Consider the following 21,061-nt stretch of genomic DNA (forward strand, 5'->3'; position numbering starts at 1 on the left):
AACGAGGACTCATACATGACTATTAAAGTAACCTACCAAAAGAAATTTCAGACTTTCAAACTAGAGAAAGGAGCTAGCACCTATTGATACACAGAGAGCGGAAACGCTCTTTTTATTTTTAAAACTACTTTCAGACGATCAGTTTCAGGGAGGAGAATCTAAAATCACTTTCTATTTAGCATTCTTTCTTGCATTGCCTTCCTAGATATGCTAGAGTTATGATAGCGATTACACATCAAAAGGAGCATGCTATGAAAAATCCAGCTTTGTTAGAAGAAATCAAGACTTATAAAGGACGGGATGAGATTCCAGAAGACTTTGATGCTTTCTGGGATGAAGAGGTCAAAAAAGTTTCATCTCTTCCAACCTACCAGTTGGAGGAAAGAGATTTCCACATTCCCCAAGTCAAGTGCTATGAGCTCACTTTTGAAGGAACCAATGAAGGCAAGGTCTATGCGCGTGTCGTCCTTCCAAAGAGTGAAGGTAAAGTTCCGTTAATCTTCCACTTTCATGGCTATATGGGACGTGGTTGGGACTGGGCCGACATGCTAGCCTATACTGTAGCTGGTTACGGTGTTGTTTCCATGGACGTTCGAGGTCAGTCGGGCTATTCGCAAGACGGCTTGCGCTCTCCACTAGGAAATACGGTGAAGGGGCATATCATCCGTGGTGCTGTGGAAGGTCGGGAACAGCTCTTTTATAAGGATGTTTATCTGGATATATACCAGTTAGTTGAAATTGTTGCTAGTCTGCCTCAGGTGGATGAGAAAAGACTTTCTAGCTATGGTGCCTCACAAGGTGGGGCTTTAGCCCTGGTTGCAGCAGCGCTCAATCCTCGGATTCAGAAAACAGTTGCCATCTATCCCTTCTTGTCAGACTTTAGACGAGTACTTGAGATTGGCAATACCAGTGAGGCCTATGATGAACTCTTCCGTTATTTCAAGTTCCACGATCCCTTCCATGAAACAGAGGAGGAAATCATGGCGACCCTTGCCTATATCGATGTGAAAAATCTTGCCCATCGCATTCAAGGTGAGGTCAAGATGATTACAGGCTTGGACGACGATGTTTGCTATCCTATTACCCAGTTTGCGATTTACAACCGCCTAACTTGCAACAAGGCCTATCGCATCATGCCAGAGTATGCCCACGAAGCCATGAATGTTTTTGTCAATGACCAAGTCTATAACTGGCTCTGTGGCAGTGAGATTCCTTTTAAGTACGTAAGATAATGAATGAGAGAGCCCAGGAGCTCTCTTTTTTATGTCCAAAACCTGAAAGTACTTTTAGAAAATTTAAAATATTAAAATATTCTTAAAAGTAAAATCTATTCTGTGGGAACACAGATATAAATATAAGACTTTATTGTATAATAAAGGAAAAGTCACTTGTGAAAGGAGGAAAAAGGCTGCCGGGTGGTTAAAAACTCGGACTCAGCAGAAAATGGGAGAGGATTGGGAGCTCTCATTAAGTTGGATACTTTCTTGTAAAACTTGTCTCTTGAAGAGACAATAAAAATTTTTAAAGAAAAAAGAAAGCGCTTTATTTTATGGAAAATGAAAGGACAAACATGAATTACAAATCTTTAGATCGGAAACAGCGATACGGAATTCGAAAATTTGCAGTCGGGGCAGCATCGGTAGTGATTGGTACAGTGGTATTTGGAGCAAATCCAGTCTTAGCTCAAGAGCAAGCCAATGCAGCAGGAGCCAATACAGAAACTGTCGAACCTGGTCAAGGTTTATCAGAATTGCCAAAAGAAGTGTCCTCGGGAGATCTTGCTCATTTGGATAAAGATTTGGTTGGTAAATTGGCAGCAGCTCAAGACAACGGCGTTGAGGTGGACCAAGACCATTTGAAAAAAAATGAGAGTGCAGAGTCAGAAACTCCATCCTCTACGGAAACCCCTGCAGAAGAAGCAAATAAGGAAGAGGAATCAGAGGATCAGGGTGCTATTCCTCGTGACTATTACTCAAGAGATTTAAAAAATGCTAATCCTGTCCTTGAAAAAGAAGATGTTGAAACCAATGCAGCAAATGGTCAGAGAGTTGATTTATCAAATGAACTAGACAAACTAAAGCAACTAAAAAATGCTACAGTTCACATGGAGTTCAAACCAGATGCATCAGCTCCACGCTTTTACAATCTCTTCTCTGTATCCAGTGACACCAAGGAAAATGAGTACTTTACTATGTCGGTCCTTGATAATACAGCTCTTATTGAAGGGCGTGGCGCTAACGGAGAACAGTTCTATGATAAGTATACAGATGCTCCTTTGAAAGTTCGCCCTGGACAATGGAATTCTGTGACCTTTACTGTCGAACAACCGACAGCGGAGTTACCTCATGGTCGAGTTCGTCTCTATGTGAACGGTGTCTTATCTCGAACAAGCCTCAAATCTGGTAACTTTATCAAAGATATGCCAGATGTTAATCAAGTTCAACTTGGAGCAACCAAACGGGCCAATAAAACAGTTTGGGCATCAAACCTACAAGTGCGAAACCTAACTGTTTATGATCGTGCTTTAAGCCCAGATGAAGTTCAGACAAGAAGTCAACTATTTGAAAGAGGTGATTTAGAAAAGAAACTTCCTGAGGGAGCGAAAATCTCAGAGAAAGAAGACGTCTTTGAAAGTGGAATGAACAATCAACCAAATAAAGATGGCATCAAGAGTTATCGTATTCCTGCTCTTCTCAAGACAGATAAAGGAACGCTGATTGCAGGTGCAGATGAACGTCGTCTCCATTCGAGTGACTGGGGTGATATCGGCATGGTCATCAGACGTAGTGAAGATAATGGTAAAACTTGGGGAGATCGAGTAACCATTACCAACTTACGTGACAATCCAAGAGCTTCTGACCCATCAATTGGTTCACCAGTGAATATTGATATGACCTTGACTCAAGATCCTGAAACCAAACGCATCTTTGCCATTTACGACATGTTCCCAGAAGGAAAAGGGATCTTTGGAATGTCTTCGCAAAAAGAAGAAGCTTACAAAGAAATCAATGGTAAAACCTATCAACTCCTCTATCGAGAAGGTGAACAGGAAGCTTATACTATTCGAGAAAATGGTACAGTTTACACTCCAGATGGTAAAGCAACAGACTACCGCGTTGTTGTAGATCCTGTTAAACCGGCCTATAGCGACAAGGGTGATCTATACAAGGGTGATCAGCTACTAGGCAATATTTACTTCACAACAAACAAAACTTCTCCATTTAGAATTGCGAAGGATAGCTATCTATGGATGTCTTATAGTGATGATGACGGGAAGACCTGGTCAGCGCCTCAAGATATTACTCCGATGGTCAAAGCCGATTGGATGAAATTCCTAGGAGTAGGTCCTGGAGTGGGGATTACCCTTCGTACCGGACCACATAAAGGTCGAATCGTCGTTCCTGTCTATACGACTAACCGAGCTAACCACCTCAATGGTTCTCAATCATCTCGAATCATCTACTCAGACGACCATGGTAAGACTTGGCATATGGGTGGTGGTGTCAACGACAATCGTACACTTTATGATGGTACAGTAGTCGATTCAAGTACCATGAGCAATTATTATGCTCAAAATACGGAAGCTTCAGTTGTTCAGTTAAACAATGGGGACCTCAAACTCTTTATGCGTGGGTTGACAGAAGATCTACAGGTTGCAACCAGTCATGATGGTGGTCTAACTTGGGACAATAACGTTGAACGCTACGATGTGCCAGACGTTTATGTTCAAATGGCTGCGACTCACACGGTTCAAAATGGCAAAGAGTATATTCTATTAGCAAATGCAAATGGTCCTGGTCGTAAAAATGGTTATATTCGAGTGGCTCGTGTAGAAGAAGATGGTCAGTTAACTTGGTTGCACCACCATTTGATTCAAGAAGGTGAGTATGCTTATAACTCACTTCAACAAATCGGGCCAGATGAATTTGGACTTTTATACGAACACTATGCTCCTGGAGGTGTTCCATACACACTTTCCTTCAAGAAATTCAACTGGGATTTCTTAAGCAAAGACAGAATTTCTCCTAAAGAAGCAAAAGTAAAATATGCTATCCAAAAATGGCCAGGTATTATTGCCATGGAGTTCGATTCGGAAGTATTGGTCAACAAGGCTCCGACCCTTCAATTGGCAAATGGCAAGACAGCAACCTTTATGACCCAGTACGATACAAAAACTCTCCTATTCACAATAGATACAGAAGATATGGGGCAAAGAATTACAGGTCTAGCTGAGGGTGCAATCGAAAGCATGCACAATTTACCAGTTTCTTTAGCTGGCTCTAAACTAAGCGATGGTATTAATGGCAGTGAAGCTGCTATCCATGAGGTTCCAGAGTTCACAGGAGGCGTTAATGCGGAAGAAGCCGCTGTAGCTGAGATACCAGAGTACACTGGACCATTGGCAACAGTAGGTGAAGAACCAGCACCAACAGTAGAAAAACCAGAATTCACTGGTGGAGTCAATGCTGTTGAGGCAGCAGTCCATGAACTTCCAGAGTTCAAGGGTGGTGTCAATGCGGTTCTAGCAGCCTCAAACGAGCTTCCGGAATATAGAGGAGGTGCTAACTTTGTCTTAGCAGCTTCAAATGACCTGCCAGAGTATAAGGGTGGAGTCAATGGCGCTGAGGCAGCAGTCCTTGAAGTGCCAGAGTACAAGGGAGATACCAATCTAGTATTAGCAGCTGCAGACAACAAACTGTCTCTAGGCCAAGATGTGACCTATCAAGCGCCAGCAGCTAAACAAGATGAACTTCCAAATACGGGAAGCAAGGATACAAACTCACTAATTTCTCTTGGCCTTGCGGGCGTCTTCTTATCACTCTTTGCATTTGGCAAGAAGAGAAAAGAATAATAAGTAAAAGCTATTTGAGTAACTCTCAGAAGAGATAGCAGGTTTTAAGCCTGCTATCTTTTTTGACGATATTCAGGTTGATTTGAAATCATAAGAGGCCTGAAACTACTTTCAGGATAGTCTGTTCTATAAAATAGTTTTGAAACTGAAATCTATTCTACTACAAGTTATTGAAAGCGCTTAACAAATGATATATAATAAGCCCATAAGAACAAGAAAGGGAGGAAAGAGGATGCCACAGATCAGCAAAGAAGCCTTGATTGAACAAATCAAAGATGGAATCATTGTCTCTTGCCAGGCACTTCCTCACGAACCGCTTTATACAGAAGCGGGAGGAGTCATTCCCTTGCTAGTCAAAGCGGCTGAGCAAGGTGGAGCAGTCGGTATTCGAGCAAACAGTGTTCGCGATATCAAGGAGATTAAGGAGGTTACGAAACTACCGATTATCGGGATCATCAAACGTGATTATCCGCCACAGGAGCCATTCATTACAGCGACTATGAGAGAAGTTGATGAACTGGCTGAACTAGATATTGAGGTCATTGCTCTGGATTGTACCAAACGTGAACGTTACGACGGTTTGGAAATTCAGGACTTTATCCGACAAGTCAAAGAAAAATATCCGCATCAACTCTTAATGGCTGATACTAGCACGTTTGAAGAGGGTATAGCAGCGGTTGAAGCAGGAATTGATTTTGTTGGAACGACCCTATCAGGTTATACCTCCTATAGTCCTAAGGTAGATGGTCCAGACTTTGAACTGATCAAAAAACTCTGCGATGCCGGCGTGGATGTCATCGCTGAAGGGAAAATTCATACACCAGAACAAGCCAAGCAAATCCTTGAATATGGGGTGCGAGGTATCGTTGTTGGTGGAGCGATTACTAGACCAAAAGAGATTACGGAACGCTTTGTTGCCGGTCTTAAATAACACAATCTCAAAAAAGAGGAGAGTGGTCGATGCGTCGGATAAAATGAAAACGTATACAAATGTAAACTTGCTCATTATCCAATATGGATACGCTTATCAATTAGGAGAATACAAATGAAATTTAGAAAACTAGCTTGTACAGTACTTGCGGGTGCTGCGATTCTTGGCCTTGCGGCTTGTGGTAACTCTGGTGGAAGTAAAGATGCTGGAAGTTCTAGTAGCGATAGCGGAAAAACAGAAATCACTTGGTGGGCATTCCCAGTCTTCACACAAGAAAAAACGGGTGACGGTGTTGGAACTTATGAAAAATCAATCATCGAAGCTTTCGAAAAAGCAAATCCAGATGTAAAAGTGAAATTGGAAACCATCGACTTCAAGTCAGGTCCTGAAAAGATTACAACAGCCATCGAAGCAGGAACAGCGCCAGACGTACTTTTTGACGCACCAGGGCGTATCATCCAATACGGTAAAAATGGTAAATTGGCTGAGTTGAACGACCTCTTCACAGACGAATTTGTCAAAGATGTCAACAACGAAAACATCGTACAAGCAAGTAAGGCTGGAGACAAAGCCTACATGTATCCAATCAGTTCAGCACCATTCTACATGGCAATGAACAAGAAAATGTTGGAAGATGCTGGTGTAGCTAACCTTGTTAAAGAAGGTTGGACAACTGATGACTTTGAAAAAGTTTTGAAAGCCCTTAAAGATAAAGGCTACACTCCAGGTTCATTGTTCAGTGCTGGTCAAGGGGGAGACCAAGGAACACGTGCCTTCATCGCAAACCTTTATGGCGGTTCTGTAACAGACAAAGACGTAACCAAATATACAACAGACGATCCTAAATTCGTCAAAGGTCTTGAAAAAGCTGCTAGCTGGATTAAAGACGGTTTGTTGAACAACGGTTCACAATTTGACGGTGGAGCAGACATCCAAAACTTTGCGAACGGTCAAACTTCATACACAATCCTTTGGGCACCAGCTCAAAACGGTATCCAAGCGAAACTCTTGGAAGCAAGTAAGGTAGACGTGGTAGAAGTACCATTCCCATCAGACTCTGGTAAACCATCTCTTGAATACCTTGTAAACGGATTTGCAGTATTTAATAACAAAGACGATAAGAAAGTCGCAGCTGCTAAGAAATTCGTTCAATTCATCGCAGATGACAAAGAATGGGGTCCTAAAGACGTAGTTCGTACAGGTGCCTTCCCAGTTCGTACTTCATTTGGTAAACTTTATGAAGACAAACGTATGGAAACAATCAGTGGCTGGACTAAATACTACTCACCATACTATAACACTATCGATGGATTTGCTGAAATGAGAACACTTTGGTTCCCAATGTTGCAATCTGTATCAAATGGTGACGAAAAACCAGCGGATGCTTTGAAAGCCTTCACTGAAAAAGCTAACGAAACAATCAAAAAAGCTACAAAACAATAAGCACTAAGTCAGATTGATTCCCCCCTTTTCCCTGTGCACTATGGTGTAAGAAAAGGGGGACTTTTGTTTGAAATGGTAGGAACTGTCACGAAATTAAAATGAAGTTCTTACATAAGCGAATCTTAAAAAATTTCATTTTGGTTTTAAAACAGTTCAAGAAAATCAAAAACTATTCTATTTGAAAGAGAGGTGCCGACTGTGAAAGTCAATAAAATTCGTATGCGGGAAACAGTGATTTCCTACGCTTTCCTAGCACCAGTGTTATTCTTCTTTGTGATCTTTGTCTTGGCTCCTATGATTATGGGATTCATTACAAGTTTCTTCAACTACTCCATGACTAAATTTGAGTTTGTGGGCTTGGACAACTACATTCGTATGTTTAAAGACCCTGTCTTTGTGAAGTCTTTGATCAATACCGTTATCCTGGTTATTGGATCTGTTCCGATTGTGGTTCTCTTCTCGCTCTTTGTAGCATCTCAAACCTATCATCAAAACGCCATTGCCCGTTCTTTCTATCGTTTCGTCTTCTTCCTTCCTGTAGTTACAGGTAGTGTTGCCGTAACGGTTGTATGGAAATGGATTTATGACCCACTATCAGGGATTTTGAACTTTGTCCTTAAGTCAAGTCATATTATCAGCCAAAACATTTCTTGGTTGGGTGACAAAAACTGGGCTTTGCTAGCGATTATGATTATCCTTTTGACAACATCTGTTGGTCAACCGATTATCCTTTATATCGCTGCTATGGGAAATATTGACAACTCACTTGTTGAAGCAGCGCGTGTGGACGGTGCGACTGAGTTTCAAGTCTTCTGGAAGATCAAATGGCCTAGCCTTCTTCCAACAACTCTTTACATCGCAATCATTACGACCATCAACTCATTCCAGTGTTTCGCCTTGATTCAGTTGTTGACTTCTGGTGGTCCAAACTACTCAACAAGTACACTGATGTACTACCTTTACGAAAAAGCTTTCCAATTGACAGAATATGGCTATGCAAATACTATCGGTGTCTTCTTGGCGGTGATGATTGCCATTGTCAGCTTTGCTCAATTCAAGATCCTCGGAAACGACGTAGAATACTAAAGAAAGGAGACAGTTATGCAACCTACACAAAAGAAACCCTTAACAGCTTTCACTGTTATCTCAACGATTATCTTGCTCTTGTTGACCGTACTGTTCATCTTTCCATTCTACTGGATCTTGACAGGGGCCTTCAAATCACAGCCTGATACCATTATGATTCCGCCACAGTGGTTCCCTAAAATGCCAACCATGGAAAACTTCCAACAACTCATGGTGCAAAACCCTGCTATGCAGTGGATGTGGAACTCTGTATTTATCTCACTGGTAACCATGTTCCTAGTCTGTGCAACCTCTTCTCTAGCAGGTTATGTCTTGGCTAAAAAACGTTTCTATGGTCAGCGCATTCTTTTTGCAGTCTTTATCGCTGCCATGGCTCTTCCAAAACAAGTTGTCCTTGTACCATTGGTACGTATCGTCAACTTCATGGGAATTCACGATACTCTTTGGGCAGTTATCCTGCCTTTGATTGGATGGCCATTCGGTGTCTTCCTCATGAAACAGTTCAGTGAAAACATCCCAACAGAATTGCTTGAATCAGCTAAAATCGACGGTTGTGGTGAGATTCGTACCTTCTGGAGCGTAGCCTTCCCTATTGTGAAACCAGGATTTGCAGCCCTTGCAATCTTTACCTTCATCAATACTTGGAACGACTACTTCATGCAGTTGGTTATGTTGACTTCACGTCAAAACTTGACCATCTCACTCGGGGTTGCGACCATGCAGGCCGAAATGGCAACCAACTATGGTTTGATCATGGCAGGTGCAGCTCTTGCAGCCGTGCCAATCGTAACGGTCTTCCTTGTCTTCCAAAAATCCTTCACTCAAGGGATCACTATGGGAGCTGTTAAAGGATAATGCTCTGCGAAAATCGAGTTTAAACTACATCAGCATCACCTTGCCATACTTAAGTATTGCCTGGGGTTAGCTTCCTAGTTTGTTCTTCGATTTTCGTTGAGTATAAGAGAATACAGAGTTATAAGTGTCTACAAAATGGAGAGTATGCAGTTACTTCGTGAAGTTTTGTCAGACACTTATAAACTTAAGAATGAACTTTTTTCATGATACTAGTTAGAGTAGGTTCGTTTTATGGTGGCTATTTCCCGCTTTAGTGGTGTCTAAGATAAGCATCTTACGCTTATCTTAGACGGAATTTTTGAGACTGACGATAAAAGATTAAAAGGCTCAAAAATTAGGAATGAAATACCGAAGGAATTTGCTTCCGTCCGCACTATTACAGGAAAATAGAGAAAGGATGAATCGGAACTGAAAAATAGTAACTATCAGAAACGAAGGAAATAGTATGATTTTTGAAGATTTGAAAAACATCGCCTTTTACAAAGGGATTCACCCCAATCTAGACAAGGCTATCGACTATCTCTATCAGCACCGTAAGGATTCTTTCGAACTCGGTAAGTATGAGATTGACGGGGACAAGGTCTTTCTAGTTGTGCAGGAAAATGTCCTCAATCAGGCTGAAAATGATCAATTTGAGCATCATAAGAACTATGCAGATTTGCATTTGCTGGTAGAAGGGCATGAATATTCGAGCTACGGTTCACGTATCAAAGACGAGGCGGTAGCATTCGATGAAGCGAGCGACATTGGCTTTGTCCATTGTCATGAACGCTACCCACTCTTGTTGGGCTATCACAATTTTGCAATTTTCTTCCCAGGAGAACCACACCAGCCAAATGGCTACGCAGGGATGGAAGAAAAAGTTCGCAAGTATCTCTTTAAAATTTTGATTGATTAAAAGAATCAGGAGGAGCAAACATGGCACAAAAAGGAGTAAGCCTTATCAAGGCAGCATTTGATACAGATAATTTTCTCATGCGTTTCAGTGAGAAGGTCTTGGATATCGTCACAGTCAATCTTCTTTTTGTCGTCTCTTGTTTGCCCATCGTGACGATTGGAGTGGCAAAAATTAGCCTCTATGAGACCATGTTTGAGATTAAGAGAAGCAGACGAGTACCAGTTTTCAGAACCTATCTAAGAGCTTTCAAGCAAAATCTGAAACTGGGGCTTCAGTTAGGTCTGTTAGAGTTGGGCATTGTCTCATTAAGCCTTCTAGATCTCTACCTCTTCTGGGGACAGACCGCTTTGCCTTTCCAGCTTGTGAAAGCTATTTGTTTGGGGATTCTCATCTTCCTTACTCTCGTGATGCTGGCTAGTTATCCCATCGCTGCGCGCTATGATTTGTCTTGGAAAGAGGTGTTGCAAAAGGGGCTTATCTTGGCAAGTTTTAACTTTCCATGGTTCTTCCTCATGTTAGCCATTCTCTTTCTTATTGTGATGGTTCTTTATCTATCCGCCTTCACTCTCCTTTTGGGTGGATCGGTCTTTATCCTCTTTGGTTTTGGTTTGCTGGTCTTTCTCCAAGCAGGATTGATGGAGAAAATCTTCGCCAAATACCAGTAGGATGAGGTGTTTCTGAAACTACTTTCAATCGTTACAGTTTCTAAAATACAAGTAGAAACTAAAATCTAAGTGTATACAAGATATTGAAAGCGATTTTCACAAGGTGTATACTAAACTTGTAAAAAATAGAACTGCTCTCAGCAGGAAAAAAGAAATCTTAGGAGAAAATCTATGTCAGATTTGAAAAAATACGAAGGTGTCATTCCAGCCTTCTACGCATGTTATGATGATCAAGGAGAAGTCAGTCCAGAGCGTACGCGCGCCTTGGTTCAATACTTCATTGATAAGGGAGTTCAAGGTCTCTATGTCAATGGTTCTTCTGGTGAATGTATCTACCAAAGCGTGGCAGACCGCAAGTTGATTTTGGAAGAAGTCATGGCAGTTGCCAAAGGGAAATTGACCATCATTGCTCACGTGGCTTGCAACAACACAAAAGATAGTATGGAACTTGCTCGCCACGCGGAAAGCTTGGGTGTAGATGCCATTGCAACGATTCCACCGATTTACTTCCGCTTACCAGAATACTCAGTTGCTAAATACTGGAATGATATCAGTTCTGCAGCTCCAAACACAGACTACGTGATTTATAATATTCCTCAATTGGCAGGTGTTGCTTTGACGCCAAGTCTCTACACAGAAATGTTGAAGAATCCTCGTGTTATCGGTGTTAAGAACTCTTCTATGCCAGTTCAAGATGTCCAAACCTTTGTCAGTCTTGGTGGAGAAGACCACATCGTCTTTAATGGTCCAGATGAACAGTTCCTAGGTGGCCGTCTCATGGGTGCTAAGGCTGGTATCGGTGGTACTTATGGTGCTATGCCAGAACTCTTCTTGAAACTCAATTAGTTGATTGCTAAGAAAGACTTGGAGACAGCGCGTGAATTGCAATACGCTATCAATGCAATCATTGGCAAACTCACATCTGCACATGGAAATATGTACGGTGTCATCAAAGAAGTCTTGAAAATCAATGAGGGACTTAACATTGGATCAGTTCGTTCGCCATTGACACCAGTGACTGAAGAAGATCGTCCAGTTGTAGAAGCAGCTGCAGCCTTGATTCGTGAAACCAAGGAGCGCTTCCTCTAATCTATAAGGAGGTAATTATGACACACTACGTTGCAATTGATATCGGTGGAACCAACATCAAATATGGTTTGATCGACCAAGAAGGCCAACTTGTTGAATCGCATGAAATGCCAACTGAGGCGCATAAGGGTGGACCCCATATCTTACAAAAGACAAAAGATATCGTAGCCAGTTATCTAGAAAAAGGCCCAGTAGCAGGTGTTGCCATTTCTTCTGCTGGGATGGTGGATCCAGACAAGGGTGAGATTTTCTATGCCGGACCGCAAATCCCTAACTATGCAGGAACCCAGTTCAAGAAGGAAATCGAGACGAGCTTTGATATTCCTTGTGAGATTGAGAATGATGTCAACTGTGCAGGTCTGGCTGAGGCCGTATCTGGTTCAGGCAAGGGAGCGAGTGTGACACTTTGCTTGACCATTGGAACAGGTATCGGTGGTTGCTTGATTATGGATGGGAAAGTCTTTCATGGATTTAGCAACTCAGCCTGCGAAGTCGGTTATATGCATATGCAGGATGGAGCTTTCCAAGATCTTGCCTCTACGACAGCCTTGGTGGAGTATGTAGCAGCAGCTCATGGAGACTCAGTTGATCAGTGGAATGGCCGACGCATCTTTAAGGAAGCTACCGAAGGCAACAAGATTTGTATGGTTGGTATTGACCGCATGGTAGACTATCTAGGAAAAGGTCTGGCAAATATTTGCTACGTTGCCAATCCAGAAGTGGTCATCCTCGGTGGCGGTATCATGGGGCAAGAGGCTATCCTCAAACCAAAGATTCGCACAGCCTTGAAGGCGGCCTTGGTGCCAAGCCTAGCTGAAAAAACACGATTAGAATTTGCCCATCACCAAAATACAGCAGGGATGTTGGGCGCCTATTATCATTTTAAAACAAAACAATCCTAGTTTGGAGCTATAGAATTAAGAAAAACACTGAATCACTACTTGAGTGAAAACTGTTTTGCTTAATTCTTTTTTTATTGAAAAATTTGAGTCAAAGGAGGTAATCGTGAGAGACTAGTAGAAAATAACCCCCTTGTATGAGAGGTTAAGGCGAGATGATGAACTACAAGGAGAGAGCAATTCTATCAGCCATTGAATTAATATTTAGCTTGAGTAAATGGGAAAATGTGGAAAAATGATATAATGAGATGGGCGAAAAATTGACTAATTAGAATTTATAGAGGTGAGAAAAATGCAATGACAACCTATTCACCTGAAATCGAAATCATATAAAATTACGAGGAGATTGTAAGATGAGTAATTATATAAAATTAAATGAAGATAGATGGAATAATGTAAAAAATGACTACACTGAGCCATTGACACATGAAGAATTAGAAGAAGTTAGAAAACATCCAATTTCTGTTGCCCTAACTGTTGGGAAAAAAGTTCCGATAGAATGGTTTGAAAAAGCCAAGGGAAAAAAGATATTAGGGTTAGCTTGTGGTGGTGGACAGCAGGGTCCAGTTTTTGCTCTAAAAGGTTATGATGTCACCATTATGGATTTTTCTAAATCACAATTAGAAAGAGATGAAATGGTTGCAAAACGAGAAGGTTTAAAAATCAATACGGTTCAAAGCGATATGACAAAAGCATTTCCATTTGAAGATGAAACTTTTGATATTGTTTTTAATCCGGTTTCAAATGTATACATAGAAGATTTAGAAAATATGTATAAAGAAACCTCTCGCGTATTGAAAAAGGGTGGACTCTTAATGGTCGGATTTATGAATCCTTGGATCTACATGTATGATGCTGACATTGTATGGGACAAACCCGATGAGGAATTGCTTTTAAAGTTTTCACTCCCTTTTAATTCAAGAGAGCTTGAAGAGGAAGGTAAAATCACCATCAATCCAGAATATGGATATGAATTTAGCCATACCTTAGAAAATCAGATTAGAGGACAACTAAAAAACGGTCTCGCTATGATTGATTTTTATGAATCATGTGACAAAAGACATCGATTATCACCTTATGGAAATGACTACATCGCTACACTTTGCATTAAACTATAATCTTATAGAATATACTTCTGGAGAATAGCTCGTTTTATTTTACGATTAGAATTTGCCCATCACCAAAATACCGCAGGGATGTTGGGTGCCTATTATCATTTCAAAACAAAACAATCCTAGTTTGGTTCAACCAAACTAGGATTTTCTAACGCGTTTTTGTCTACGATAGCCGTTGAGCTTTTTATTTTCCCAATAGCTGTTAAAGATTTTTTCCTTGCTCTCGCGATTGATTTCTAAAAAGTAGGCATAAATCAAATCTATTAAAATGAGCATAGGGAGTTGAGCGGAAATACGCTGGATGTAAGAAGATTGACTATGGCTTGCCACAAGGACTGTTTCGGTATAGGCCTGACCGTTTTTGTTTGGAGAGCTGGTAAATAAAATGGTCTTGGCACCCATTTCCTTGGCATCCAACAAACTATCGAGGACGGATTGGGTAGTTCCTGATAGGGAAAAGCCAAGTACCAGACAGTTTTCATCCATGATACTGGTCGTCCAAGCAAAGCCATCCTGATCGGTCAAAGCTTCACAGACAACACCTAGTCGCATAAAGCGCAGTTTCATCTCACGGGCAATCAGACCAGAACTTCCCGTCCCAAAGAAGTAAACTCGTTCTGCGTCATCGATTAATTGGGCGACGCGTTCCAGTTGTTCTTCGTCAATCAAATCCTGTGTTTGTTCTCGCATGATACTGTAGCTTCGCAAAACACGTTTGGTTAAAGGACTGTGTTTGTGCGAATGAGTGTCTTGTTTATCGGCCTGATGCTGGTATTGAAAGACGAATTCTCGGTAGCCTGTAAAACCACACTTTTTGGCAAATCGGGTCAAGGCTGCTTGGGAGATATGTAATTTCTGGGTAACTTGCTGAGAAGAGAGATCATCTTGGATTGTTTCAGTTTGTAAAAAATAGCGAGCGATTTCTTGCTCGAGCTCGGTTAATTCTTCAAAATGGAGATCGATTATGGTTGCGATATCTGGCTTGTTCATGAGGCTCCTTTTTATGAGTCAAAGTCTTAAAAGTTAACGCTTTCCTAACTATTACTATCATTATATCATAGAAAATAGGATAACCAAATAAAAAGGCATTTTCAGTTAAAAGTCAAAAAATGCTTCGACTTTTCCAAGAGTTTCTTCGTAAAATATGGTACAATGAAATGTACTGAGCTTCACCTATTTGCTCTATTATTTTAGGGGAAATAAAGGTGAAAATCAGAAATTTTTCTAGAAAAGAGTCTTAGTTGTATGAGAAAATTTAATAGCCATTCGATTCCGATTCGGCTTAATTTACTATTTGCGATTGTCATCCTGCTCTTTATGGCTATTATTGGTCGTTTATTATACATGCAGGTGCTTAATAAGGATTTTTATGAAACAAAATTGGCCTCAGCCAGCCAAACAAGGGTAACAACCAGTTCAGCTCGTGGACAGATCTATGATGCTGCAGGGAAACCCTTGGTAGAAAATACTGTCAAGCAGGTTGTTTCTTTCACACGAAACAATAAAATGACGGCAGCTGAATTGAAGGAGACAGCCAAGAAACTCCTCACATATGTAAATGTGACCTCCCCTAATTTGACAGACCGTCAGATTGCAGACTACTACTTGGCGGACCAGGACGTTTACAAAAAAACAGTCGAATCCTTGCCAAGTGATAAACGCCTAGATTCAGATGGGAACCGCTTATCTGAAGCGACTCTCTACAATAATGCAGTTGAAAGTATTGACGTGAGTCAACTCAATTATACAGATGACCAGAAAAAGGAAATCTATCTCTTTAGTCAGCTCAATGCCGTTGAAAATTTTGCGACGGGCACCATTTCTACGGATGCCTTGAATGATACCCAAGTTGCTCTCGTTGCATCAGCGTCCAAGGAATTACCAGGTATCAGTATTTCAACCTCATGGGATAGAAAAGTCCTAGACACTTCTTTGTCTTCAATTGTAGGTAGTGTATCAAGTGAAACATCAGGTCTTCCAGCAGAGGGAGTCGATGCCTATCTTAAAAAAGGGTATTCTCTCAATGACCGAGTGGGAACTTCCTATCTTGAAAAGCAATATGAAGATGTTCTCCAAGGCAAACGCTCCGTCAAAGAAATCCACCTCGACAAACACGGAAATATGGAAAGTGTAGAAAATGTCGAAGAAGGAAGCAAAGGAAACAATATCAAGTTAACGGTTGACCTAGCTTTCCAGAATGGTGTAGATAACCTACTCAAGAGCTACTTCAACTCGGAGTTGGGTAACGGTGGAGCCAAATATTCTGAAGGGGTTTACGCCGTAGCCCTCAATCCTAAAACCGGTGCAGTTCTAGCTATGTCAGGTGTCAAGCATGATGTCGAATCCGGTGAATTAAGTTCAGATTCGCTTGGAACGATAACCAATGTCTTTGTACCAGGGTCTGTCGTTAAGGCGGCAACCCTTAGCTCTGGTTGGGAAAATGGGGTCTTGTCAGGAAATCAAACTTTGACAGATCAGCCGATTGTTTTTCAAGGTTCGGCTCCGATCAATTCATGGTATACCTTGTCCTATGGCTCCTTCCCTATCACAGCAGTTGAGGCTCTAGAGTACTCTTCTAATACCTACATGGTTCAGACTGCGCTAGGGATCATGGGGCAGTCCTACCAGCCAAATATGATAGTCGCAACTGATCAGTTAGAAACTGCAATGGGCAAGTTGCGATCAACCTTTGGGGAATATGGACTTGGAGCTTCAACAGAGATTGACCTCCCAGATGAGTCTACAGGATTTACACCAAAAGAATTTGATTTGGCCAACTATATTAATAACGCCTTTGGTCAGTTTGACAACTACACACCGATGCAGTTAGCCCAGTATGTCGCAACCATTGCAAACAATGGCGTACGATTGGCTCCTCACATCGTTGAGGGAGTTTATGGAAACAATGAACAAGGTGGCTTAGGAAATCTAGTTCAAGAAACAGCCACCAAGGAACTGAACAAGATCAACATCTCAGAAGCGGATATGGCTCTCTTGCACCAAGGTTTCTATCAAGTTTCGCATGGAACGAGCGCTCTGACAACTGGTCGTGCCTTTTCAAATGGCTCATCCGTTTCCATCAGTGGGAAGACAGGTACTGCCGAAAGTTATGTCAATGGTGGCCAAAAAGCCAATAATACCAACGCAGTTGCTTATGCTCCGTCTGATAATCCTCAAATCGCGGTCGCAGTCGTCTTTCCTCATAATACCAACCTAACAAATGGTGTCGGACCTTCAATTGCACGAGATATTATCAACCTCTATAACCAACAACATCCAATGAATTAGAAAGGAACTTATGCTGTATCCAACACCTATTGCCAAGTTAATTGATAGCTATTCGAAGCTTCCAGGTATCGGAATCAAAACGGCTACCCGTCTCGCCTTCTATACCATTGGAATGTCTGATGACGATGTCAATGAATTTGCCAAAAACCTTCTATCTGCCAAGCGGGAATTGACCTATTGTTCCATCTGTGGTCGCTTGACGGATGATGACCCTTGCTCGATCTGTACAGATCCGACTCGAGACCAGACAACCATCTTAGTGCTAGAGGATAGTCGCGATGTGGCTACTATGGAAAATATCCAAGAATACCACGGACTCTATCATGTCTTGCACGGTCTCATTTCTCCTATGAATGGTATCAGTCCAGACGATATCAATCTCAAGAGCCTCATGACCCGTCTCATGGATAGTGAGGTTTCAGAGGTAATCGTGGCAACCAATGCGACGGCAGATGGGGAAGCGACATCTATGTATCTCTCTCGTTTGCTCAAGCCAGCTGGTATCAAGGTCACTCGTCTAGCACGAGGACTAGCCGTGGGAGCAGATATCGAGTATGCGGACGAAGTCACACTCTTACGAGCCATTGAAAATCGGACAGAGTTGTAGGAGTAGACAAATTTACGAACTAAATTTATTCATAAGAAAATTAAGGAGACCGACTTTGATGTTATAGGTCTCTTTTATGTTTCTTAAATTCTAGTACCATGTTCAAGTTTCAAAAAAGAAGCAAATATGATATACTAAAGAACGAGTATTCTATTAGAATTAGGACAAGCAATATGAAACAAACAATTATTCTTTTATACGGTGGGCGTAGTGCAGAGCGTGAAGTCTCTGTCCTTTCAGCTGAAAGTGTTATGCGTGCGGTCAACTACGACCGTTTCACAGTCAAGACTTTCTTCATCAGCCAGTCAGGTGACTTTATCAAAACGCAAGAATTTAACCAGACTCCAGGTCAAGAGGATCGTCTCATGACCAATGAAACGATTGATTGGAATAAGAAAGTTGCACCAAGTGCCATCTACGAAGAAGGTGCAGTGGTCTTTCCAGTTCTTCATGGTCCGATGGGAGAAGATGGTTCTGTTCAAGGATTCCTTGAAGTTTTGAAAATGCCCTATGTCGGCTGCAATATCTTGTCATCCAGCCTTGCCATGGATAAAATTACAACCAAACGTGTTTTAGAATCTGTCGGGATTACCCAAGTTCCTTATGTGGCCATCGTTGAAGGTGATGATGTGACTGCTAAAATCGCTGAAGTTGAAGAAAAATTGACTTATCCAGTCTTCACAAAGCCGTCAAACATGGGTTCAAGTGTCGGTATTTCTAAGTCTGAAAACCACGAGGAACTCCGCCGAGCTTTGGAACTTGCCTTCCAATATGACAGCCGTGTCTTGGTAGAGCAAGGAGTGAACGCCCGTGAAATCGAGGTTGGTCTCTTGGGCAACTACGATGTCAAGAGCACTTTGCCAGGTGAAGTGGTCAAGGATGTTGCCTTTTATGACTATGATGCCAAATATATCGATAACAAGATTACCATGGACATCCCAGCCAAGATTAGTGATGATGTAGTAGCTGTCATGCGTCAAAATGCAGAAACTGCCTTCCGTGCGATTGGTGGTCTCGGTCTGTCTCGTTGTGATTTCTTCTATACAGATAAGGACGAGATTTTCCTAAACGAGCTGAATACCATGCCAGGTTTTACCCAGTGGTCTATGTATCCACTACTTTGGGACAATATGGGAATCAGCTACCCAGAACTAATCGAGCATTTGGTTGACCTTGCTAAGCAAAGTTTTGACAAGCGCGAAGCGCATTTGCTATAAAAATGAAAGAGAGGGTAGAAGCCAGAACTATCACTGCATGGTGATTAGAGTTCTCGGACTTCAACCCCTTTTTAAAGGAGTAGAAATGAAATTAACAATCCATGAAGTTGCCCAAGCTGTTGGAGCTAAAAATGATGTTAGTCTTTTTGCGGACGTTCAGTTAGAAAAAGCTGAGTTTGACAGTCGTTTGATTGGGCCAGGTGATTTGTTTGTGCCACTCAAAGGAGCGCGTGACGGTCATGACTTTATCGAAACAGCTTTTGAAAATGGTGCAGTAGTAACCTTGTCTGAGAAAGAGATTGCAAATCATCCCTACATTCTAGTAGACGATGTCTTGACTGCCTTTCAAATCCTCGCAGCCTACTATCTTGAAAAAACGGCAGTTGATGTCTTTGCAGTAACGGGTTCAAATGGCAAGACGACTACCAAGGATATGTTGGCACATTTACTGTCAACAACCTACAAGACCTACAAAACTCAGGGCAATTACAATAACGAAATTGGCCTTCCCTACACAGTTCTCCACATGCCTGAAGGGACAGAAAAGTTGGTCTTGGAGATGGGACAGGATCACCTAGGAGATATCCATCTTTTGTCTGAATTGGCTCATCCTAAGACAGCCATTGTGACCTTGGTTGGAGAGGCTCATTTGGCCTTTTTCAAAGACCGTTCGGAGATTGCTAAAGGGAAAATGCAAATTGCAGATGGTATGGCGCCTGGTTCCTTGCTTTTAGCACCAGCCGACTCCATTGTAGAGGACTATTTGCCCACTGATAAAAAAGTGGTCCGTTTTGGGCAAGGAGCAGAGCTGGAAATTACAGACTTGATTGAGCGCAAGGATAGTCTGACCTTTAAGGCTAATTTTTTGGAACAAACCCTCGATTTGCCAGTGACAGGTAAGTACAATGCCACCAATGCTATGATTGCTGCTTATGTGGCTCTACAAGAAGGAGTTTCAGAGGAACAGATTCGTCAGGCCTTCCAGAACCTAGAATTGACTCGTAACCGTACCGAGTGGAAGAAAGCTGCTAATGGAGCAGATATCCTGTCAGATGTGTACAATGCCAATCCCACTGCTATGAAGTTGATTTTGGAGACATTCTCTGCCATTCCAGCTAACGAACGAGGCAAGAAAATTGCTGTTCTAGCAGATATGAAGGAACTCGGCGACCAGTCTGTTCAGCTCCATAACCAGATGATTTTGAGCCTATCGCCAGATGTGCTGGATACCGTTATTTTCTATGGAGAAGACATTGCCGAATTAAGCCAACTTGCTAGTCAAATGTTCCCAATCGGTCACGTTTTCTACTTCAAGAAAACAGCTGACGAGGACCAATTTGAAGACCTAGTCAAGCGGGTTAAGGAAAGACTCGGTGCCAATGACCAAATTTTGCTCAAAGGATCGAACTCCATGAATCTAGCCAAGCTGGTAGAAAGTTTAGAAAATGAATGCAAGTGATTTCACCAAGTATCTGCAAAGAATGCTAGCCATTACGGATACTGGATTAACCTTTACAAAAGATCCTTTCGACCGTGAGCGCTACGAGGACTTGCGAATCCTGTTATCTGAAATGTTGAATCAGGTATCAGACCTCGATGCAGAAGAAGTGGCAGAAGTCTTGAAACCAACGTCCGCTTATGCAACTCCTCTGATGGACGTCCGTGCTTGGATTGTTGAGGATGAAAAAGTCTGTTTAGTTAGAGGAAAAGGGGAGGATAGTTGGGCTTTGCCAGGTGGTTTTGGTGAAGTTGGCTATTCTCTAACCGAAAATATTCTTAAAGAAATTGAAGAAGAAACCGGCTTTACAGCAAAAGCTGAAAGGTTACTTGCAGTTTTTGACACCAATCGTTTCCAACTACAGAGCAAACAATATGCAAAGTTTGTCTTTGAATGCCAACTTCTTGATGGACAATTTCAAGAGAATCAAGAAATTGCTGAGCTTCAATTTTTTGCCATTGACCAATTGCCAGTCTTATCTGAAAAACGCATCACCAAGGAGCAAATGGAGATTCTTTGGCAAGTTTATAAAGGACAAAGAGACCAATATGTTGATTAGTTTATGCTAGAGAAGTTGACAAATCAAAAAAGGGTATCTGCAAGGTGCATTTCTGCAAT

The 21,061-nt window shown here is 41.8% G+C and carries 16 protein-coding genes and 2 pseudogenes; 17 read left to right on the forward strand and 1 reads right to left on the reverse strand.

Features of this window, described 5'->3' with window-relative positions:
- Nucleotides 1–251 precede the first annotated feature (251 nt).
- From I6H78_RS08000 to I6H78_RS08050, 12 genes and pseudogenes are all read left to right on the forward strand, one after another.
- Nucleotides 252–1,232, forward strand: coding sequence for an acetylxylan esterase (locus I6H78_RS08000; RefSeq protein ID WP_198459341.1), 981 nt, complete (start codon nucleotides 252–254; stop codon nucleotides 1,230–1,232).
- Nucleotides 1,233–1,570: 338 nt separating this feature from the next.
- Nucleotides 1,571–4,852 carry an SIALI-17 repeat-containing surface protein gene (locus I6H78_RS08005; protein ID WP_198459342.1) on the forward strand — a complete coding sequence of 1,094 codons (3,282 nt, stop codon included), beginning with the start codon at nucleotides 1,571–1,573 and terminating at the stop codon, nucleotides 4,850–4,852.
- Nucleotides 4,853–5,084: 232 nt separating this feature from the next.
- Entirely contained in the window at nucleotides 5,085–5,783 is a 699-nt protein-coding gene (locus tag I6H78_RS08010; RefSeq protein WP_001135657.1) for an N-acetylmannosamine-6-phosphate 2-epimerase, read from the forward strand.
- Between the two features lie 114 nt (nucleotides 5,784–5,897).
- Nucleotides 5,898–7,226: an extracellular solute-binding protein gene (locus I6H78_RS08015; RefSeq protein ID WP_084878772.1), complete on the forward strand. Its 1,329-nt coding sequence runs from the start codon at nucleotides 5,898–5,900 to the stop codon at nucleotides 7,224–7,226.
- A 219-nt stretch (nucleotides 7,227–7,445) separates the two neighbouring features.
- Complete coding sequence (locus I6H78_RS08020; RefSeq protein WP_161801140.1) at nucleotides 7,446–8,312, forward strand: carbohydrate ABC transporter permease; 867 nt, start codon at nucleotides 7,446–7,448, stop codon at nucleotides 8,310–8,312.
- A gap of 15 nt (nucleotides 8,313–8,327) precedes the next feature.
- Nucleotides 8,328–9,167, forward strand: coding sequence for a carbohydrate ABC transporter permease (locus I6H78_RS08025; RefSeq protein WP_001183243.1), 840 nt, complete (start codon nucleotides 8,328–8,330; stop codon nucleotides 9,165–9,167).
- A 445-nt stretch (nucleotides 9,168–9,612) separates the two neighbouring features.
- The gene (locus I6H78_RS08030) at nucleotides 9,613–10,065 is read left to right on the forward strand and encodes a NanQ anomerase/TabA/YiaL family protein (protein ID WP_198459343.1); all 453 of its coding nucleotides are present in this window, start codon (nucleotides 9,613–9,615) and stop codon (nucleotides 10,063–10,065) included.
- A gap of 20 nt (nucleotides 10,066–10,085) precedes the next feature.
- Nucleotides 10,086–10,730, forward strand: coding sequence for a YesL family protein (locus I6H78_RS08035; protein WP_198459344.1), 645 nt, complete (start codon nucleotides 10,086–10,088; stop codon nucleotides 10,728–10,730).
- Between the two features lie 171 nt (nucleotides 10,731–10,901).
- A pseudogene (locus tag I6H78_RS08040) lies at nucleotides 10,902–11,819 on the forward strand (dihydrodipicolinate synthase family protein).
- Nucleotides 11,820–11,836: 17 nt separating this feature from the next.
- Nucleotides 11,837–12,721 carry an ROK family protein gene (locus I6H78_RS08045; protein WP_198459345.1) on the forward strand — a complete coding sequence of 295 codons (885 nt, stop codon included), beginning with the start codon at nucleotides 11,837–11,839 and terminating at the stop codon, nucleotides 12,719–12,721.
- A gap of 121 nt (nucleotides 12,722–12,842) precedes the next feature.
- Nucleotides 12,843–12,905 (forward strand): annotated as a pseudogene (locus I6H78_RS09490) (recombinase family protein); the annotation flags it as partial.
- Between the two features lie 166 nt (nucleotides 12,906–13,071).
- Entirely contained in the window at nucleotides 13,072–13,836 is a 765-nt protein-coding gene (locus tag I6H78_RS08050) for a class I SAM-dependent methyltransferase (protein WP_198459346.1), read from the forward strand.
- Between the two features lie 135 nt (nucleotides 13,837–13,971).
- On the opposite strand, the gene I6H78_RS08055 is transcribed toward I6H78_RS08050, so the two are convergent.
- Nucleotides 13,972–14,823 (reverse strand): MurR/RpiR family transcriptional regulator, encoded by an 852-nt coding sequence (locus I6H78_RS08055; protein ID WP_198459347.1) that lies wholly within the window; start codon nucleotides 14,821–14,823, stop codon nucleotides 13,972–13,974.
- Between the two features lie 255 nt (nucleotides 14,824–15,078).
- Here I6H78_RS08055 and pbp2b point away from each other — a divergent pair, with 255 nt between their 5' ends.
- The 5 genes from pbp2b (at nucleotide 15,079) to I6H78_RS08080 (ending at nucleotide 21,002) form a co-directional block, all read left to right on the forward strand.
- A complete protein-coding gene (gene pbp2b, locus I6H78_RS08060; RefSeq protein WP_198459348.1) occupies nucleotides 15,079–17,121 on the forward strand; it encodes a penicillin-binding protein PBP2B in 2,043 nt (680 codons plus the stop codon).
- Between the two features lie 10 nt (nucleotides 17,122–17,131).
- Nucleotides 17,132–17,728 (forward strand): recombination mediator RecR, encoded by a 597-nt coding sequence (recR, locus tag I6H78_RS08065; protein WP_000966756.1) that lies wholly within the window; start codon nucleotides 17,132–17,134, stop codon nucleotides 17,726–17,728.
- Between the two features lie 173 nt (nucleotides 17,729–17,901).
- Nucleotides 17,902–18,945, forward strand: coding sequence for a D-alanine--D-alanine ligase (locus I6H78_RS08070; protein ID WP_198459349.1), 1,044 nt, complete (start codon nucleotides 17,902–17,904; stop codon nucleotides 18,943–18,945).
- A gap of 85 nt (nucleotides 18,946–19,030) precedes the next feature.
- A complete protein-coding gene (locus tag I6H78_RS08075; protein ID WP_198459350.1) occupies nucleotides 19,031–20,404 on the forward strand; it encodes a UDP-N-acetylmuramoyl-tripeptide--D-alanyl-D-alanine ligase in 1,374 nt (457 codons plus the stop codon).
- Nucleotides 20,391–21,002 carry an NUDIX hydrolase gene (locus I6H78_RS08080; RefSeq protein WP_198459351.1) on the forward strand — a complete coding sequence of 204 codons (612 nt, stop codon included), beginning with the start codon at nucleotides 20,391–20,393 and terminating at the stop codon, nucleotides 21,000–21,002. Before I6H78_RS08075 ends, I6H78_RS08080 begins: the two co-directional genes overlap by 14 nt.
- Nucleotides 21,003–21,061 lie beyond the last annotated feature (59 nt).

It is taken from the genome of Streptococcus oralis, assembly GCF_016127915.1.
In the GTDB taxonomy this organism is placed as follows: domain Bacteria; phylum Bacillota; class Bacilli; order Lactobacillales; family Streptococcaceae; genus Streptococcus; species Streptococcus oralis_BO.

Bases quoted from the DNA above. Each gene is read 5' to 3' on its own strand.
- recR (WP_000966756.1), top strand. From the start codon at position 17,132: ATGCTGTATCCAACACCTATTGCCAAGTTAATTGATAGCTATTCGAAG.
- I6H78_RS08030 (WP_198459343.1), top strand. From the start codon at position 9,613: ATGATTTTTGAAGATTTGAAAAACATCGCCTTTTACAAAGGGATTCAC.
- I6H78_RS08000 (WP_198459341.1), top strand. From the start codon at position 252: ATGAAAAATCCAGCTTTGTTAGAAGAAATCAAGACTTATAAAGGACGG.
- I6H78_RS08025 (WP_001183243.1), top strand. From the start codon at position 8,328: ATGCAACCTACACAAAAGAAACCCTTAACAGCTTTCACTGTTATCTCA.
- I6H78_RS08015 (WP_084878772.1), top strand. From the start codon at position 5,898: ATGAAATTTAGAAAACTAGCTTGTACAGTACTTGCGGGTGCTGCGATT.
- I6H78_RS08010 (WP_001135657.1), top strand. From the start codon at position 5,085: ATGCCACAGATCAGCAAAGAAGCCTTGATTGAACAAATCAAAGATGGA.
- I6H78_RS08020 (WP_161801140.1), top strand. From the start codon at position 7,446: ATGCGGGAAACAGTGATTTCCTACGCTTTCCTAGCACCAGTGTTATTC.
- I6H78_RS08075 (WP_198459350.1), top strand. From the start codon at position 19,031: ATGAAATTAACAATCCATGAAGTTGCCCAAGCTGTTGGAGCTAAAAAT.
- I6H78_RS08080 (WP_198459351.1), top strand. From the start codon at position 20,391: ATGAATGCAAGTGATTTCACCAAGTATCTGCAAAGAATGCTAGCCATT.
- I6H78_RS08045 (WP_198459345.1), top strand. From the start codon at position 11,837: ATGACACACTACGTTGCAATTGATATCGGTGGAACCAACATCAAATAT.
- I6H78_RS08035 (WP_198459344.1), top strand. From the start codon at position 10,086: ATGGCACAAAAAGGAGTAAGCCTTATCAAGGCAGCATTTGATACAGAT.
- I6H78_RS08055 (WP_198459347.1), bottom strand. From the start codon at position 14,823: ATGAACAAGCCAGATATCGCAACCATAATCGATCTCCATTTTGAAGAA.
- I6H78_RS08050 (WP_198459346.1), top strand. From the start codon at position 13,072: ATGAGTAATTATATAAAATTAAATGAAGATAGATGGAATAATGTAAAA.
- pbp2b (WP_198459348.1), top strand. From the start codon at position 15,079: ATGAGAAAATTTAATAGCCATTCGATTCCGATTCGGCTTAATTTACTA.
- I6H78_RS08070 (WP_198459349.1), top strand. From the start codon at position 17,902: ATGAAACAAACAATTATTCTTTTATACGGTGGGCGTAGTGCAGAGCGT.
- I6H78_RS08005 (WP_198459342.1), top strand. From the start codon at position 1,571: ATGAATTACAAATCTTTAGATCGGAAACAGCGATACGGAATTCGAAAA.